We start from the raw sequence: 13,977 nt of genomic DNA, 5'->3' as shown, positions 1-13,977 counted from the left end.
CAGCAGGGCGTCTAGGTTGTTCGTCACACAACGATCTTGGACGCCCTGTCTGCGTTCCCGGACACACCGTCAGCATTCGGAATGGCTCGTCTAGGTCGCCTGCCGTTGCCGGGACGCGTACGACCGGGACTTGTTGCGGTTCCCGCACACCTTCATCGAGCACCAGCGGCGGCTTCGGTTCTTCGACACGTCCCAGAACGCCCACCCGCAGGTGTGCTCCGCGCAGCGCTTGAGACGGGCGGCATCTCCGGTCGTGACGAGCTCACTCCACGCGATCGCGAGCTGTGCCAGCGGCCCGCGCTCCGCGGGCAGCCCCGCCGCAGGGGTCAGGGCGCCGCGTGCCGTGATCAGTACCGGGTGCTCGGCCAGCACCCTGTCGGCCGCGGCGAGCAGATCGGGGTCAGGGGTGTCGCCGACGTGGGTTCCCAGCTCCTCGCGGATGCCTGCGCGCAGGGCCAGATAGCTCTGATGGACCTCGGCGGGGATCTTGTCAGGCGAGTCGAGCAGGCCGCGGCCCTTCAGCCAGCCGGTCAGCCCGGCCGGGGTGGCGATCTCGTCGCTCCCCTCTTCCACGTCGACCGTGTTGGCGAAGGCCTCCACCAGGACGGCTGAGGCCGGCGGTTCCAGCATTGCGGGTCACCTCCTGCGGTTCCGGCCATTCTACCGTCTAAGCGTTTTACCGGTTGTGGGAGGGCGGGGCATGCGTCAGAGTGACCTCACCAGCTAAAGCATTAGACGGTTAGGGGAGGATCATGGTCACGGCGGTGCCCGAGGGGACGAAGACCGACAAGGACCCCGGCTCTCTGATACTGCGGGGTTGCCCTCCAGACCCTCGCCGCCACAACACCGCAGTTCTGGTCGGGTTCACCGCCGTGACCAACCTCGCCGACGGCGTGGTGAAGACGGTCCTCCCGCTGCTCGCCGCCCAGCTCACTGGGTCTCCCGCCCAGGTCACCGCCGTCTCGCTGACCCTCACGCTGCCCTGGCTGCTCGTCGCCCTGCACATGGGCGTGCTCGTCGACCGCTTCGACCGGCGGTGGCTGCTCTGGGGTGCGAACGGGATGCGGCTGGCGGCGATGGGCTGGCTCACCGCCTCCGCCGTGACCGGGGGCGTCACAGTCGGCAGGCTCTTGACTGCCGGGGCGATTCTCGGCGTTGCCGACGTACTGGCCTCGACCTCCGCCTCAGCTCTGGTCCCGGCCGCGGTGCCGGCGGCGGGGCGGGAGCGCGCCAACGCCTGGATGGTGGGGGCCGAGACCGTGGGGCAGGAGTTCGCCGGGCCTTTCGTCGGCGGGCTGCTGCTGGCCGCCGGGACGGGCCTCGCGCTGGGGGTGACAAGCGCCTCGTACGCCCTCGCCGCCCTCTCCCTGCTCCTGCTGGTGGGCCGCTTCCGGGCCGCCACGCCCGGCCCGGACGCAGCCCCCGTCTCGGTCAACAGCCGGATCGCCGAGGGGATGCGCTTCCTGTGGCGGGACGGGGTGCTGCGCACGCTGTCGCTGATCGTCGCCGTGCTCGCCGCCGTCTGGGGCGCCTGGCTGGCGCTCATGCCGCTCTACGCCAAGCAGGCCATGGGGCTCGGGCCGCAGCAGTACGGCATCGTGCTCAGCGCCCTCGGCATCGGTGGGCTGGCCGGCGCGGTGACCGTGACCCGGGTGAACCGGATGCTGGGTGCGCGCCGGGCGATGTTCGCCGACCTGATCGGCACCGCCACGATGGTGGCGCTGCCTGCACTGACCACCAGCATCTGGGCAGTGGCGGCCGGCGCCTTCCTCGGCGGTATGGGCGGCACGCTGTGGACGGTCAACGCCCGCACCATTACCCAGCGCGTGGTCCCCGACGAGATGCTCGGCCGCTACGGCGCGGCGGCCCGGCTCTTCAGCTTCGGCGCCATGCCGCTGGGCGCGGCCCTGGTGGGCCTGCTGGCCGAACTGGGCGGTATGCGGCTCGCCTTCGGGGTGTTCGCGGTGGCTGCCGCGGCAACGCTGGTGCCGTTCCTCAGGAATGTCACCCAGTCCGCCATGCGGTCCCGATAGGGCCCGCCTCGGGGCTCTCGGCGCGTTCTCCGGGCGGTGGTCCGGGCGGATGCGCGGGCCAGGTGGCGCGGGCCCCGGGAAGATCCGAAACACCCGGGGATGAGCAGCACCTTGCCGCGTATCGCTCGCGCACTCGCGGAGACCAGGAGGTCGAGAGGCGGGCTCGGGTCCGGCTGGTAGGTCGGTGGGCCCGGCTTCTTGGCACAGACGGCGGCCAGATGGGCCAGGGCCGCCATGGCGAGGGTGATGTGCCGGTATCAGGCCCGGCAGAGCCTCACCTGGTAGTGGTCCAGGCCGCACTCGTCCTTGGCGACCTGGAGGTACTCCTCCACCTGCCATCGCGCCCCGCGGTCTTGACCAGGTCCCGGTCCTTCAGGCGTGAGGCAGCAGGGCCGCCGTGGAACGTAACCCGAATTAGTTTCAAACAATACCGTATCGAATGAGCGGATAGCTGTACCATGCCCACATGACCGCCGACGTTCCTCCCCAGACCACAGCCTCGCGTGCGACCGACCGCCCCGGGGACACCTCGCCCTTCGCTCTCGGCTTGCTGCTGCGCAGGGCGCACTGGCGCGTGGCCGCGGTGATGACAGAGGCGCTTCGGCCGCTCGGCATCGAGTTGCGGCATTTTGCCGTGCTGGTCGTGCTGGCCGACCGAGGGCCCACGGTGCAGCGGGACCTGGCGGCGGCGACGGGGGCGGACAAGGCGGGAATCATGCGGATCGTGGACGACCTGGAGCGTAGGGGGCTGGCCGTACGCAAGGCCGTTCCGGGTGACCGGCGGGTGCGGGCAGTGGAGATCACGCCTCAGGGCATCGAGCTTTTCGATGCAGCCCATGTGGCGGCGAAGCCGCTGGCTGAGCGTCTGGTCGCCGACCTGGCGCCCGGCGAGGCCGAGCGGCTGACGGATCTGCTGACCCGGTTCGCCTATCCCGCAGGCGGTGAGGCGTAAGCACGCGCGCGACGGTTGCCTGCCGCGTGGGCGTGCATCGTCTCGTGCGACTTCCGCGGCGAACCCAGGCCTGAGAGCTGCGGCCGTCGTCGGTACGCGTCGGCCCCGGCTGCGGGCGGAGGGCAGGGCTTCGTCGCCCACACGGACCGAGCTGTCCGCACGGCTGCTGCGCCGCACACCCGGCCGGCGGTGTGCTCTTCGCCCTCGCACGCATCGCCTGCGTATCGATGCGCGGCCTGCTTGCGGGCCGAACGCCCCGGCCGCCCCCAGCGCCGGGCCACCGGCCCCCAGGGAGTGAGCGCCACCGCTTCCGCCGGAGAGTGCGCAGGCGAGGGCGCCGTGTGACGTCCCGGGCCGAGGCGTCACACGGCTTCCATGGCCCGGGGCCTACGCGGCGAGACGCTTCGCGAGTTCCTTGCCCTTGATGGCGGCGTCCTCGAAGGCGCGCTCGCGCGAGGCCTCGTAGAGGGGGACCAGTTCGGACATGGCCGGGTTGCGGGGGGCCATGGTGAGTTGCGGGACGATGAAGTCGAGGTCCAGTCCGAGGGTGCCCTCGAGGACGGCCTCCAGGTAGTTCTGTACGAACTCGTAGCCCTCGCGCGGGGTGCCCGGCGCGTAGGAGCCGCCGCGGCTGGCGACGACGGTGACCGGGGTGCCCTGGGCGGAGGGGCTCTCGCCCGTGGTGCGGCCGGGCACGATCACGTTGTCCAGCCACGCCTTGAGGGTCGACGGGATCGCGAAGTTGTACATGGGGGCGCCGATCAGGACGGCGTCCGCCTGCTCCAGCTCCTCGATGAGCTTCACGCGCGCGGCGAACGCGGCGGACTGCTCCGGGGTGCGCTCGGACGGGGCGGTGAAAGCGGCGGTGTGTGCATCGGCGGTGATGTGCGCCACAGGGTTGGCGGCGACGTCGCGGTAGATCACCGTGCCCTCCGGGTGCTGCTCCTCCCATGCCTTGCGGAAAGCGGCCGCGACCGAACGGGACGAGGATGCCTCGCCGGGGAACAGGGACGAGTCGATGTGCAGCAGCGTGGCCATGGGCTTCCTCCAAGGAGCGGTGCCCGAGGCGGGGAGCCAAGGGGCTGGGATTCGTATCCGATGATAGTTACACTCGAGATGGTATTGAACGATACCGTCGTGAGTGTTACTAAGGTAAGCATGAACAGATGGGAGGTGGACGATGTTGGACGTCTATGAGGCGGTCACGACCCGACGGGCGGTGCGCGGATTCACCGACCGGCATGTCCCGCGGGAGGTGCTGGAGCGCGTGCTGTCCGCCGCGGCTTGGGCGCCGTCCGCATCGAACCTCCAGCCGTGGTACGTCTACGTGCTGACCGGTGTGCCGCTGGCCGAGCTCAAGAAGCGCACCGGCGAGCGCGTGGCCTCATGCGACCCCTGGGACGAGCCGGAGTACGAGCAGTACCCGCCCGCACTGAAGTCCCCGTACCGCGAGCGCCGATCCGCCTTCGGCGAGCAGCGCTACGGCGCACTCGGAATTCCGCGCGAGGACCTGGAGGCGCGCCAGAGGGCCGCCTCCGCGAACTGGGACTGTTTCGGCGCGCCCGCCGCCCTGTTCTGCTACATCGACCGCGACCTGGGCCCGGCCCAATGGTCCGACGTCGGCATGTATCTGCAGACCGTCATGCTGCTGCTCCGCGCCGAGGGGCTGCACAGTTGCCCGCAGATGGCATGGGCGAAGTACCACACGACCGTCGCGGAGGTCCTGTCACCCCCGGACGAGCTCATCCTCTTCTGCGGTATGTCGATCGGGTTCGAGGACATCACGGTGGGTTACGCCCGTACGGGCCGGGCGCCGCTCGACGAGACGGTCACGTTCGTCGACACGGTGGACACCGCACGCGGCCCCGGCCATGACACCGCACGCCGAGCATGCTCCCCGGACGGGACGGCAGCGGCCTGCTCAACCACGACGCTTCACGGTCCGGGGACCGGAGCCACGGATCTCGCCGGGAGCCGTGCACCTCGCGGCCGACGGATGCGGCGCGTTGTCACAAGTCTCAGTAGCGGCTTGACCAGACTCGCCCGGCCGGTGGTGTCACAGATCGGGCGGCCGCCCGGTCCTGGTCGGAGGACCAATCCGATTCGGTGCCGTGGTGAGAAAGGCGGTGGATCATGAGGGCTACTTATCGCCAGAGACAAGCCTCATCGGCACGCTCTGGCTTCAGCTGGGGCGACTCGGCGCGTGCTCGTGACCCCGAGAGGCGTCGAACCATGACGGGCGACAAGGGGAGGCGTCCCCTGTCATCGAGCCGGCCGCTCGGGGACCCCACGTCGGCGGGCTTGCACGCCCTTCCCCGCCCCGTGGCCGTGGTGGTGGGCGCCGGTGGCGTGCTCGGAGCGGCGCATGTCGGTGTCGGGTACGCGCTGGAGCAGCGCGGATTCGTCCCGGACATGATCATCGGAACCTCGGTGGGCGCCCTCAACGGGGCCATGGCGGCCGCCAACCCCGGCGGGGCCGCGCCGTGGCTGGACGATGTGTGGACCCGGTTGCGTCGCCGTGAGGTGTATCCGCTCGGCTACCCGTCCTCACGGGCCAGCATCTTCACCGATCGCGGCCTGCGTCGGCTGATCGCCCGGTCCGGGCTGCCGTCTCGGATCGAGGAGCTGGCCGTCCCGTTCACCGCGGTGGCCATGGACCTCGTCACCGGAGCGCCGGCGTTGCTCGACCACGGAGACCTCGAGTCCGCACTGCTGGCCAGCACGGCCATTCCAGGCATGCTGCCCCCCGTGGACCGTGAGGGCAGGACGCTCGTCGACGGCGGGTTGATCGCCTATGTCCCGGTACTGGCGGCTCAGCAGGCCGGGGCGGCCAGCGTAGTGGTGCTGTCGACCGGGCCGGAGAGCTCGCCGTTGAGTCCGGTCATCCCGCGTCGACGGGCCAGAGCGATCGCCGCCAGGGCCGGGCTGCTGCTGATGCACCATCAGATCGAGCGTGATCTGCACGAGGTGTCCCGGCACATCCCGACCGTCGTGGTGCCGACCGGCGTCGACGCCTGGCCCGCCCCGTGGGACTTCGGCCATTCCCAGCGGCTGATCAGCACCGCGTCCCGCACCGCGGGGCGCTTTCTCGACGGGCTGTGCATCAGTGGGCCGGGCCTGTACCGGGTCGACGATCCTCCGTCGGCATCGGCCGGTCCGGCCGAGGCATCGACTCCTTCCGTATCGGGGGTCGGCCTGTGAGTACCTTTGCGTTCCTCAACATTGCCATGCACGGGCACGTCAATCCGACGCTGCCGGTTGTGGCCGAGCTTGTCCGGCGCGGCCATTCCGTTACGTACTACACCTCGCCCGCGTTCCGTGAGGAGGTCATGGCCACCGGTGCGACGGTGTGCCTCTATCCGGGGGGCGACCAGTCGTTGCCCGATCCGCCGATGCCGATCACGCTGATGGAGGGGCTTGCGGGGGCGGCCGTCCGTTTGCTGCCCGCTGTGCTCAGCGACCTGCGCCGTGTCCGGCCCGATCTGATCGTTCACGACAGTGCCTGTTTGTGGGGCGCGGTTGCCGCGCGCGAGCTCGGGGTGCCGGCGGTGTCGTCGTTCACCACGTTCGCCTACAACCGGCGTGTGCCCAGCCCCACCCGCGGGTCGTGGGACCTGCTGGCTTCGGCGGCGGCCCGGCCCCGCAACCTCCAGGGCTACGTGCGGTCGCGCCGGGAGCTGCGGCGACGCTACGACATGCGCGGGCTGCCCTGGTTCGACCTGGGCAACATCCGCCAGCCGCTCAATCTGGTGTACACCTCGCGGGCGTTCCAGCCTGCCGTCGAGGATGTCGACCAGTCCTACCGGTTCGTCGGCCCGAGTATCGGCGCCCGGCCGGTCGACCCGTCGTTCCCGGTCGGCCGGCTGCAGGACCCGGTGCTGTATGCGTCGTTGGGCACGGTGTTCAATGCCGGCCCGCGACTGCTGCGCAGCTTCGCCACCGCGCTCGCCCCGCTGAGCGGCACCGTGATCGTCTCCACCGGGCAGACCGATCCCGCCGCGCTGGGTCCGTTGCCGGCCAACGTGCTCGCCCGCCGTTTCGTGCCGCAACCGGAGGTATTGGCCCGTGCGGCGCTGTTCGTCACCCACGGCGGGATGAACAGCGTCAATGAGGCCATCTACGCGGGGGTTCCGATGCTGGTGGTCCCGCAGGGCGCCGACCAGCCGTTGGTGGCCCGTCGTGTGGTCGGGCTCGGCGCCGGCCTGTCGATCGCTGCCCAGGACGTCACCGAGGGCTCCGTGCGTGCCCTCGCCCGGCGCCTGCTGGACGACTCCCGGTTCCGGGCGGCCGCGGCCAGGCTGCAGGTCGCCCAGCACGAGGCGGGTGGATATCGGCGCGCCGCCGACGAACTCGAGCGGTATCTGCATGCGGCCGACTCGGCCAGTCAGTCGGTTCCCGTCGATCCGTCACCGCGGGTTGAGTGATGTCAGCCGTCGTCGTCATCTTGCTGCTGTTCGCCGGGCTGTCGGAGGCCGCCGGGCGCATGCTGCCTCTGGTATCGCGCCGGCCTGGCATGTCGCGGACTGTTGTGGCCGGGGTGCTGCTGCCCGCCGGCCTCGTCGAGGCCGCTGTTTTCGTGCTGTGGCCGCTGAGCGCGTGGACCCTGGCCGAGCTGGTGCAGTCCTCTCCGCCGCCAGGCGGTGGGTTGGTGTGGACACCGGGTCTGCTCGCCCCGTTGGTGCTCGCCGGCGTTCTTGCGTTCCCGTTGCTCGGGCCCCTGCTCCACCTGTTGCTCTTTGTGGGGGTCGGGGCCGGTCTGGCCGGTCCGCTCGCCGCGGCGAGCGGGCTGGGCTGGTGGGCCGCCGCCGGTTGCGTGGCCGTCGCCGGGGTCGGCCTGGGTGTGGCGGTGGAGGCCGTTCGGCGTCTGGTCGTGAGGATCAGTGCGCGCAGGGCACCGGAGGCGATGGCATGAACGGTCACCTGTTTTGGGTCGGCGGGCTCGGGCTCGCTCTGCTCGCCGAAGCTCTGCTGGCCCGCTACGAGGTGCTGGCCTACAGCGCCGGATGGCGGATCCCTGCCACCGAGCTCCCGGAAGGCGTGCCCTATGCCCGGGGCGCGGCCCCGGACGGTCCCCCGCATGCCTATCTGGTCTACCTGGACGGCATCGGCAAACGCCGTGTCCGCGACACCCGGGACGGTGGCCAGTTGGTCAAGGCCCTGCTCGCCGCAGCGCCGGAGCTGCGGGTGCTGGGTCAGGTCCAGCCCTACTCGCCGCTGGCCGACCCGCTGGCCGATCGGCCGGTGTGGGTGTGGCTGCGCCGCCGTGTCGGGCTGCTGCTGTTCCTGCACAATGTCATGCAGATCTTCGTCGCCGCCGACCACCGCTACCGCCCGCTCTACAACCGGGCGGTCGGCTCCCAGATCGCCACTCAGCTCCGGCTCGCCGGCTACCGGCCCGACAGTGGTATCCCCGTGGTGCTGCTCAGCTACAGCGGCGGCGCCCAGGTCGCCACCGGCGCGGTCGACGCATTGCACGCCCAGCTACGCTCCCCGCTCCTGCTGATCACGCTCGGTGGGTTCCACAACGGCGCCAACGACCTCACCCACGCCGAGCACCTCCACCAGCTCACCAGTGCATACGACCGGGTGGAGCGGGTCGGTACCTGGATGTTCCCGCAGCGTTGGCGGCTGTTCCGCGGCAGCGGATGGAACCGGGCCCGCCGCGCCGGGAAGATCACCGTGCATCGGCTCGACCCGGCCACCCACCTCGGGCCGCGCAGCTACATCAGCCCCAAGGCTCTGCTGCCCGACGGTCGCAGCCACCTCGACCGCACCACCGACACCGTGATCGAGCTCATCCGCGCCCGCCACAGCGCGACCGCGCCGACCGACGACCGGCTGCCATGAGGTCCTCGACCAGAGCACGGGAGACGCTCGCCCGGCCCGGCCTGGACCGGCACGGGCCGACGCGTCAGACCGGCCAGAACGCCCCCATCACCTCCTTGCCCAGCGCCACCCTGGCTACAGGTAGTAGTACGGGAGCTCCGGTACGGCTCTTCGAGCTCCTTGACCACCTGGCACGCCGCGTCACCACACACTGGGCACTCGCCGTTCTCGTACCGAGTGGCCACGATGACCGCCTCGAAGGGCCACGGACCGCACCCCGGCCGGCCCGTGTGCACGTCGGGCGCGTCGACGTGTTGCGGCGGCTCCGGACTCCCCGCGTGAACATCTCGGCGGCCTCGCACCGACATGAAGCTCAGCCAAATCCTGGGCTCAGGACGGCTGCTGTCACAAACACGGTAGCTGTCGGGTCCTAGTGAATGTGACCGGCCAGCCGCCGCACACCGCGCTCAACACACCCAGAGGAGCTCACATGAGCGAGAACGCAGGTATCCGCATCGCACACGAGGCCTATGCCTTTGCCTGTATGCGCTGCGGATACGGCTGGGAGCAGGCGTACGACATAGAGCACCACACGGACGCCGCAGGACACGACTTCATCATCTACAAAGCGGACGGGGTGCGCGTTCCGTCGCCGCTGTCCCGGCCGACGTGCCTGAACTGCGGTGAGCACAAGGTGCGCATCATGCGGGAGGGCCAGGTCTCGTCGGTGAGCACGGACCGTTCCGAGAAAGACCCCAATGACCAACTCTGAGATGGCCGACCGGATGAGGGGGGTCGGTTCCCGGACCTCGGGGACGGAAGGGAGGGTGGGGCACGACGCTGGCGAGCGGACCTCGGCTTCGGGTCGGGGGTGACCTGCTGGCGGCGCCTGGCCGAGTGGCACGAGCTCGGCGTGTGGCAGCGGCTGCACGAGTTCCTGTCGACCATGCTCCGTGCCGCCGACGCACTCGACTTCATATGCGCGGCTGCGGATTCCTCGCATGTCAGGGCATAAAGGGGGTCTCAAGACGGACGGTGCCCTGCTCTTCGTGGCCGTCACCCCGGCTTGCGCCCCGGCTCGCGCCGCGGCCTGCGCCAACGCCCTCACCGCTGCCGGTCACCGGGGCACCCGGGCTGCCGACGAGCATGTCGTGTCCGCCGTCTTACTGCGGGAGGGTGAGGAGAATGGTGAATCAGCACGGCGCACGGCAACGCGGCCGCCGATTCCCGGCCCCGCGCGATCGCCGGCGCGTACGGACCCGCCACGGCAGCGCCCTACCGCCATGGGCCGCGGAGGCGTAGGACGCCATCCGCCTTGCCGCCCACGGCCTCGCCGCCCCGGGCGGCAGGCGGCGGTAGTTCCTGAGGCGGACCGCTGCGCGCTCCTCGGCGGGGCATCATCAGGCGCCTCAGTTGCGAGAGCCAGTCCCAGTTCCTGGAGACCACCTCGGACGGCGGGTGGTTCCTCAACCGTGTCGCGGACGGACGGGCACGGTTCGTCGCCCGTCACGACGACATCGGCAGGAGCGGCGGGTGAGGCAAGGGCTCCGTGGCAAGGGGGAGCCAGGCATGAACTGCTGGGACGAACCCGTTCCGCCGCGCACGCCCCGGACGCTCCGGCGCGACAGCGAACGCGCCCCCGCCCACGGCCGCAGGGCCGGTGTGCAGGGGCGCGTCGGCCTGTGACCGGAATCCGGTCACGGACCCATCAGGGCAGGGCCGCTCAGTGGCGGACCACCTGAGGAGCGATGTCCTCGGTGAACCCCTCGTCTCCGGAGGACGCGAACTTGTCGGCCTTGGCGACGGTGGTGCCGCAGAACGCGGCCTCCAGCGTGCCGCCGAGGACGGTGTTCACGGTTCCGTTGTTGGAGGTGTTGGCCATGGACGTCATGCTGCGCTTGCCGTCAGCCGTGGTGAAGGCGTAGGTGTAGTAGCCCTGGACGGTACCCGTGTGGCCGTACACCGTCACGCCGCAGGAGAGCTTGCGGCCGCGCAGGCCGAGTCCGTAGGACTGGGTGCCGTCCGAGTTGACCGGAACCATGCTCATCATGTCCTGCAGCTGCGCCTGGGGGACGAGCTTGCCGGAGACGAGGGAGGAGAAGAAGCGGTTGAGGTCGGCGGAGTTGGAGATGACCGCTCCGGCCGACTGCCCCCACGAGACGGTCTGCTCGGTGGAGTCCACCAGCGGCAGCGTGGTGTCGTCCTGACGCAGGTATCCACGCGCGTGGGAACCGGAGATGGCGGTCTGCGGGTGCACGTAGGAGGTGTTCTTGAGCCTCAGAGGCTCGAAGATGCGCTGCTGGTAGTGGGTGGCCATCGGCACGCCGGTGAGGTGCTCGATGAGGTGGCCCAGCACCACGAAGTTGGTGTTGGAGTAGCTGTAGGCGGCTCCCGGCTCGTTGTTCACCTTGTGGGCCGTCGACAGGTCGATCAGCTCCTGGTAGGTGAACACCTTGTTCCGCACGGACTCGAAGCCCGGAACGGTGTAGTAGAACATCTCGTTGGTGTAGTCCCACAGACCACTGCGGTGGCTGAGCAGGTGCCGCACGGTGATGCGGTCGTCCGGCAGCGGCTTCGGGAGGTAGGTGTTCGCCGAGGCGTCGAGGTCGATACGCCCCTCGGCGGCCAGCTGCATGAGCACCACCGTGGTGAAGCTCTTGCTGACGCTGCCGACCCGGAACCGGCGGTCGGCGTCCATCGCGACGTGAGCGGCGGCGTCCGCCTGCCCCATCGAGATGCGGTAGCTCGAGGTGCCCGAGTCGATGCGGGTGAGGGCACCGGGTGCCCCGTTTGCCATGGCCTGCTTCTGCACCTTGAGGACCGCGGTGACAAAAGGGTTGGGTAGGGAGGAGGTGGCTGCGCCGGCCGGGGAGGCGGCCAGGGTGGCCATCACGGCGGAGCCTGCGAGCACGATGCTCACGTTCTTGATGCGCATCCGAGTCTTTCTGCTATGAGATCAGGTGGGCGCCGCCCGGTCCGATGGTGCCGCCGACGACTGTCACTGCGAAGAGAACTGAGTGGCCGTCGTGCCGCGCCCCGCGTTCACGCGGGGAGGGGCCATGAGGCGGCCCCGACTCGGGGCGACGCTGGATGCATAGTAATACTGTGACACTGTGTTGTGTGTCAGTGGCATTCTCGCTGCAATGTGATCCGCCCAGCCGGGTCCCCTGCGGAGATCGGAGGAACGGGGGCAGGAGCCGGCTCCACCCCCCAATGTGCGGCTGATCGTCAGAATATGGCATGGCACACGGGGTGCGATGGTCGTACTGGGGGCCCGTCGGTGCGGTGTCTTCGTGGACGGAAGGTGCGGTGCAGCACGGTGATGGGGAGACACCATGCCCACTGATTTACCACTGTTTGGACACACTGTCCTGGGGTGATGCGGTACCTCGGCGCGGTGACCGACGGCGTCCGCGGGCCCCGCGCCCCGCGCAGCGTCGCCCGCACGTACGGAAGCCCCAGTGGCGGTGGTGACGGACTTCTCGTCCAGACGGCTACCGATGGCGGAGTCCAACCCGTCACCATCGGCGAGGTGGTGCGGCAGAGCCTGGAGCACAGGGATCGGGGTGGCGCCAGTCGCGGTGAGGTGCCACATCCGGTTGAAGACGGGCGTCTCGTACGCGGCCACTGCCAGGCGAGTTCGCGGGGACGTCCTCCGTGGACACGCTCGATGCGCAGCGTCTGTGACTCGTGGATGGCGTGAGTGGTGTCGGAGGACCCCGAGCGACGCCTGTCCACCGCACTGGACGGCACCGTGCGGAGACCAAGACCGTGCCCTGAGTTCAGGGTCCGAGTGGAACAGGCCACAGCATCGGCCTTGAACTCGGGTGAACAGACCTTCATCACCACGATCTCGCTCCCGACCCCCACCGGGGGGCCGAGGCAAGGTGGCCACCACTTGGGGGGAGGTCCCGGACCGTCGTGAAACATCAAGGTTGACGGGCTCCGGCTGATCCGGTGTCACAGATCACCGCGTCGCCTTGTCATGAGAAGCAGCACAACCACGGAAGGTGGGGTTCACCATCATGAGCGTCGAAGATTCGCAGCACGTCGAAAACCGCAAGGCGACTCCGCCGTCGCCGACGGTCCAGATCCTGGCGTCGGTCCCGAATGTACCGATTCCCGGCAATGCGGAGGCGGCGACGGTCTTGATCACTCTGCCGCCCGGCAGCACGGGTTCCCCGCCGCACCGCCACACCGGTCCCGGGTTCGGGTACGTGATCAAGGGCGAGATGACGGTCTGGGCTCCGTCACCCCGCCATGCGGCCGCTATGTGATGCTCGGCCTCAGCGACCGGCAGTCCGGAGAGTGGGGCAGTACAAAGCCGACTCCGACGCGGGACGAGATCCGGGCCGCGTTCCCGGACGGCCGGCGGGTCGATGTCATCGGACCAGCCACCATCGACATCACCACCGACCCCACGGTCTTCAGGTCCTGGCCGGCCACCCTCACCCGCATCTGAACACCGTGCAATCCTCACCGCGCCCTCGAACAGGACCTTCATGCTGATCGCCGAAGCCCACGTCCGGACCGACCGCCCGAGCCGGTACCTGGCACAGCTGTGCGAGCACCCTGGCCAGATGGGCGGCCAGATACGCCACCGGCTCCGCCTGCACCACGATGGCAAGACACCGCCCCAGATCCGGCACGTCGAATGGTCCGACACACACGGGACCATCGACGTCGGCTCGGGCCGGTGCACCCTGCAAGCCGGCCCCGACTCGCTGACGCTCCGCGTCGAAGCCACCGACCAGGACAGCCTGCAGCGCATCCAGCATCTGATTGGCGGACGCCTCCAGAAGATCGGCAAGCGCGATGCACTGCAGGTCACCTGGCAACAGGCCGAAGCCGCCGATCACCAGCCCGACGAACCCGCCACCGCTGCCCCCGCCCCGGCAGAGAAGACCGTGCCCCGGGGCATGCGCGGGATCAGCCGAAGGGGATTGTTCGGAGCGGGCCTTGGGGCCGCAGCGGCGCTGGGCATGGCCGGCTGCGGCACGGGCTTCGGCTCTGGCTCTGGCAGGGACGGTGCGGGACGGTCCGGCGGCAGCGGGGGGAAGGGCGGGGGCGGTGGTGCGTCGCCCGGTCCCAGCACCGCGCCCGTTCGGCTGATAGGTGACGGGTCGACCGCCGACACGGGCAAGCAGCCGCACCAGCCCGGCCGGC

At 70.0% G+C, this 13,977-nt stretch carries 13 protein-coding genes and 4 pseudogenes; 12 read left to right on the top strand and 5 right to left on the bottom strand.

The genetic code is table 11. From position 1 onward, the window contains the following. Window positions 1-90: 90 nt before the first annotated feature. Window positions 91-630, bottom strand: a complete 540-nt coding sequence (locus ACWCP0_RS41255) for a CGNR zinc finger domain-containing protein (protein ID WP_451083848.1) — start codon at window positions 628-630, stop codon at window positions 91-93. A gap of 122 nt (window positions 631-752) precedes the next feature. Here ACWCP0_RS41255 and ACWCP0_RS41250 point away from each other — a divergent pair, with 122 nt between their 5' ends. Further along, complete coding sequence (locus tag ACWCP0_RS41250; protein ID WP_451083847.1) at window positions 753-2,033, top strand: MFS transporter; 1,281 nt, start codon at window positions 753-755, stop codon at window positions 2,031-2,033. Between the two features lie 170 nt (window positions 2,034-2,203). Here ACWCP0_RS41250 and ACWCP0_RS41245 read toward each other — a convergent pair. Further along, window positions 2,204-2,380, bottom strand: a pseudogene (locus tag ACWCP0_RS41245) (IS701 family transposase); the annotation flags it as partial. Between the two features lie 119 nt (window positions 2,381-2,499). Here ACWCP0_RS41245 and ACWCP0_RS41240 point away from each other — a divergent pair. Then, entirely contained in the window at window positions 2,500-2,985 is a 486-nt protein-coding gene (locus tag ACWCP0_RS41240) for a MarR family winged helix-turn-helix transcriptional regulator (RefSeq protein WP_451083846.1), read from the top strand. Between the two features lie 387 nt (window positions 2,986-3,372). Here the strand turns inward: ACWCP0_RS41240 and ACWCP0_RS41235 are convergent, their stop codons facing one another. Then, window positions 3,373-4,023 carry an FMN-dependent NADH-azoreductase gene (locus ACWCP0_RS41235; protein ID WP_451083845.1) on the bottom strand — a complete coding sequence of 217 codons (651 nt, stop codon included), beginning with the start codon at window positions 4,021-4,023 and terminating at the stop codon, window positions 3,373-3,375. 145 nt (window positions 4,024-4,168) lie between these two features. Between ACWCP0_RS41235 and ACWCP0_RS41230 the strand changes: the two are divergent. From ACWCP0_RS41230 to ACWCP0_RS41200, 7 genes and pseudogenes are all read left to right on the top strand, one after another. Next, a pseudogene (locus ACWCP0_RS41230) lies at window positions 4,169-4,828 on the top strand (nitroreductase); the annotation flags it as partial. A 458-nt stretch (window positions 4,829-5,286) separates the two neighbouring features. Then, entirely contained in the window at window positions 5,287-6,186 is a 900-nt protein-coding gene (locus ACWCP0_RS41225) for a patatin-like phospholipase family protein (RefSeq protein WP_451083844.1), read from the top strand. Beyond that, window positions 6,183-7,409 (top strand): macrolide family glycosyltransferase, encoded by a 1,227-nt coding sequence (locus tag ACWCP0_RS41220; RefSeq protein ID WP_451083843.1) that lies wholly within the window; start codon window positions 6,183-6,185, stop codon window positions 7,407-7,409. Before ACWCP0_RS41225 ends, ACWCP0_RS41220 begins: the two co-directional genes overlap by 4 nt. Then, window positions 7,409-7,897, top strand: coding sequence for a hypothetical protein (locus tag ACWCP0_RS41215; protein WP_451083842.1), 489 nt, complete (start codon window positions 7,409-7,411; stop codon window positions 7,895-7,897). The genes ACWCP0_RS41220 and ACWCP0_RS41215 overlap by 1 nt, the downstream gene beginning before the upstream one ends. Then, window positions 7,894-8,832 (top strand): hypothetical protein, encoded by a 939-nt coding sequence (locus ACWCP0_RS41210; RefSeq protein ID WP_451083841.1) that lies wholly within the window; start codon window positions 7,894-7,896, stop codon window positions 8,830-8,832. The genes ACWCP0_RS41215 and ACWCP0_RS41210 overlap by 4 nt, the downstream gene beginning before the upstream one ends. 469 nt (window positions 8,833-9,301) lie before the next feature. Further along, window positions 9,302-9,541, top strand: a pseudogene (locus tag ACWCP0_RS41205) (hypothetical protein); the annotation flags it as partial. Between the two features lie 123 nt (window positions 9,542-9,664). Next, window positions 9,665-9,823: pseudogene (locus ACWCP0_RS41200) on the top strand (IS5/IS1182 family transposase); the annotation flags it as partial. 711 nt (window positions 9,824-10,534) lie between these two features. Here ACWCP0_RS41200 and ACWCP0_RS41195 read toward each other — a convergent pair. Beyond that, a complete protein-coding gene (locus ACWCP0_RS41195; RefSeq protein WP_451083840.1) occupies window positions 10,535-11,746 on the bottom strand; it encodes a serine hydrolase domain-containing protein in 1,212 nt (403 codons plus the stop codon). Between the two features lie 63 nt (window positions 11,747-11,809). Next, window positions 11,810-12,406 carry a hypothetical protein gene (locus ACWCP0_RS41190; protein ID WP_451083849.1) on the bottom strand — a complete coding sequence of 199 codons (597 nt, stop codon included), beginning with the start codon at window positions 12,404-12,406 and terminating at the stop codon, window positions 11,810-11,812. Between the two features lie 430 nt (window positions 12,407-12,836). On the opposite strand from ACWCP0_RS41190, the gene ACWCP0_RS41185 reads away from it, so the two are divergent. From ACWCP0_RS41185 to ACWCP0_RS41175, 3 genes are all read left to right on the top strand, one after another. Beyond that, on the top strand, window positions 12,837-13,088 hold the full coding sequence (locus ACWCP0_RS41185) for a cupin domain-containing protein (protein ID WP_451083839.1): 252 nt from the start codon (window positions 12,837-12,839) through the stop codon (window positions 13,086-13,088). Continuing rightward, a complete protein-coding gene (locus tag ACWCP0_RS41180; RefSeq protein ID WP_451083838.1) occupies window positions 13,088-13,273 on the top strand; it encodes a hypothetical protein in 186 nt (61 codons plus the stop codon). The genes ACWCP0_RS41185 and ACWCP0_RS41180 overlap by 1 nt, the downstream gene beginning before the upstream one ends. A 40-nt stretch (window positions 13,274-13,313) precedes the next feature. Beyond that, window positions 13,314-13,977, top strand: a 664-nt coding sequence (locus ACWCP0_RS41175) for a DUF2218 domain-containing protein (protein WP_451083837.1), incomplete at its 3' end; no start/stop codon positions are given.

Source organism: Streptomyces sp. NPDC001970, assembly GCF_053594115.1.
Note: the sequence above shows the minus strand (reverse complement) of the source record. Positions and strands in the feature narration are given on the sequence as shown.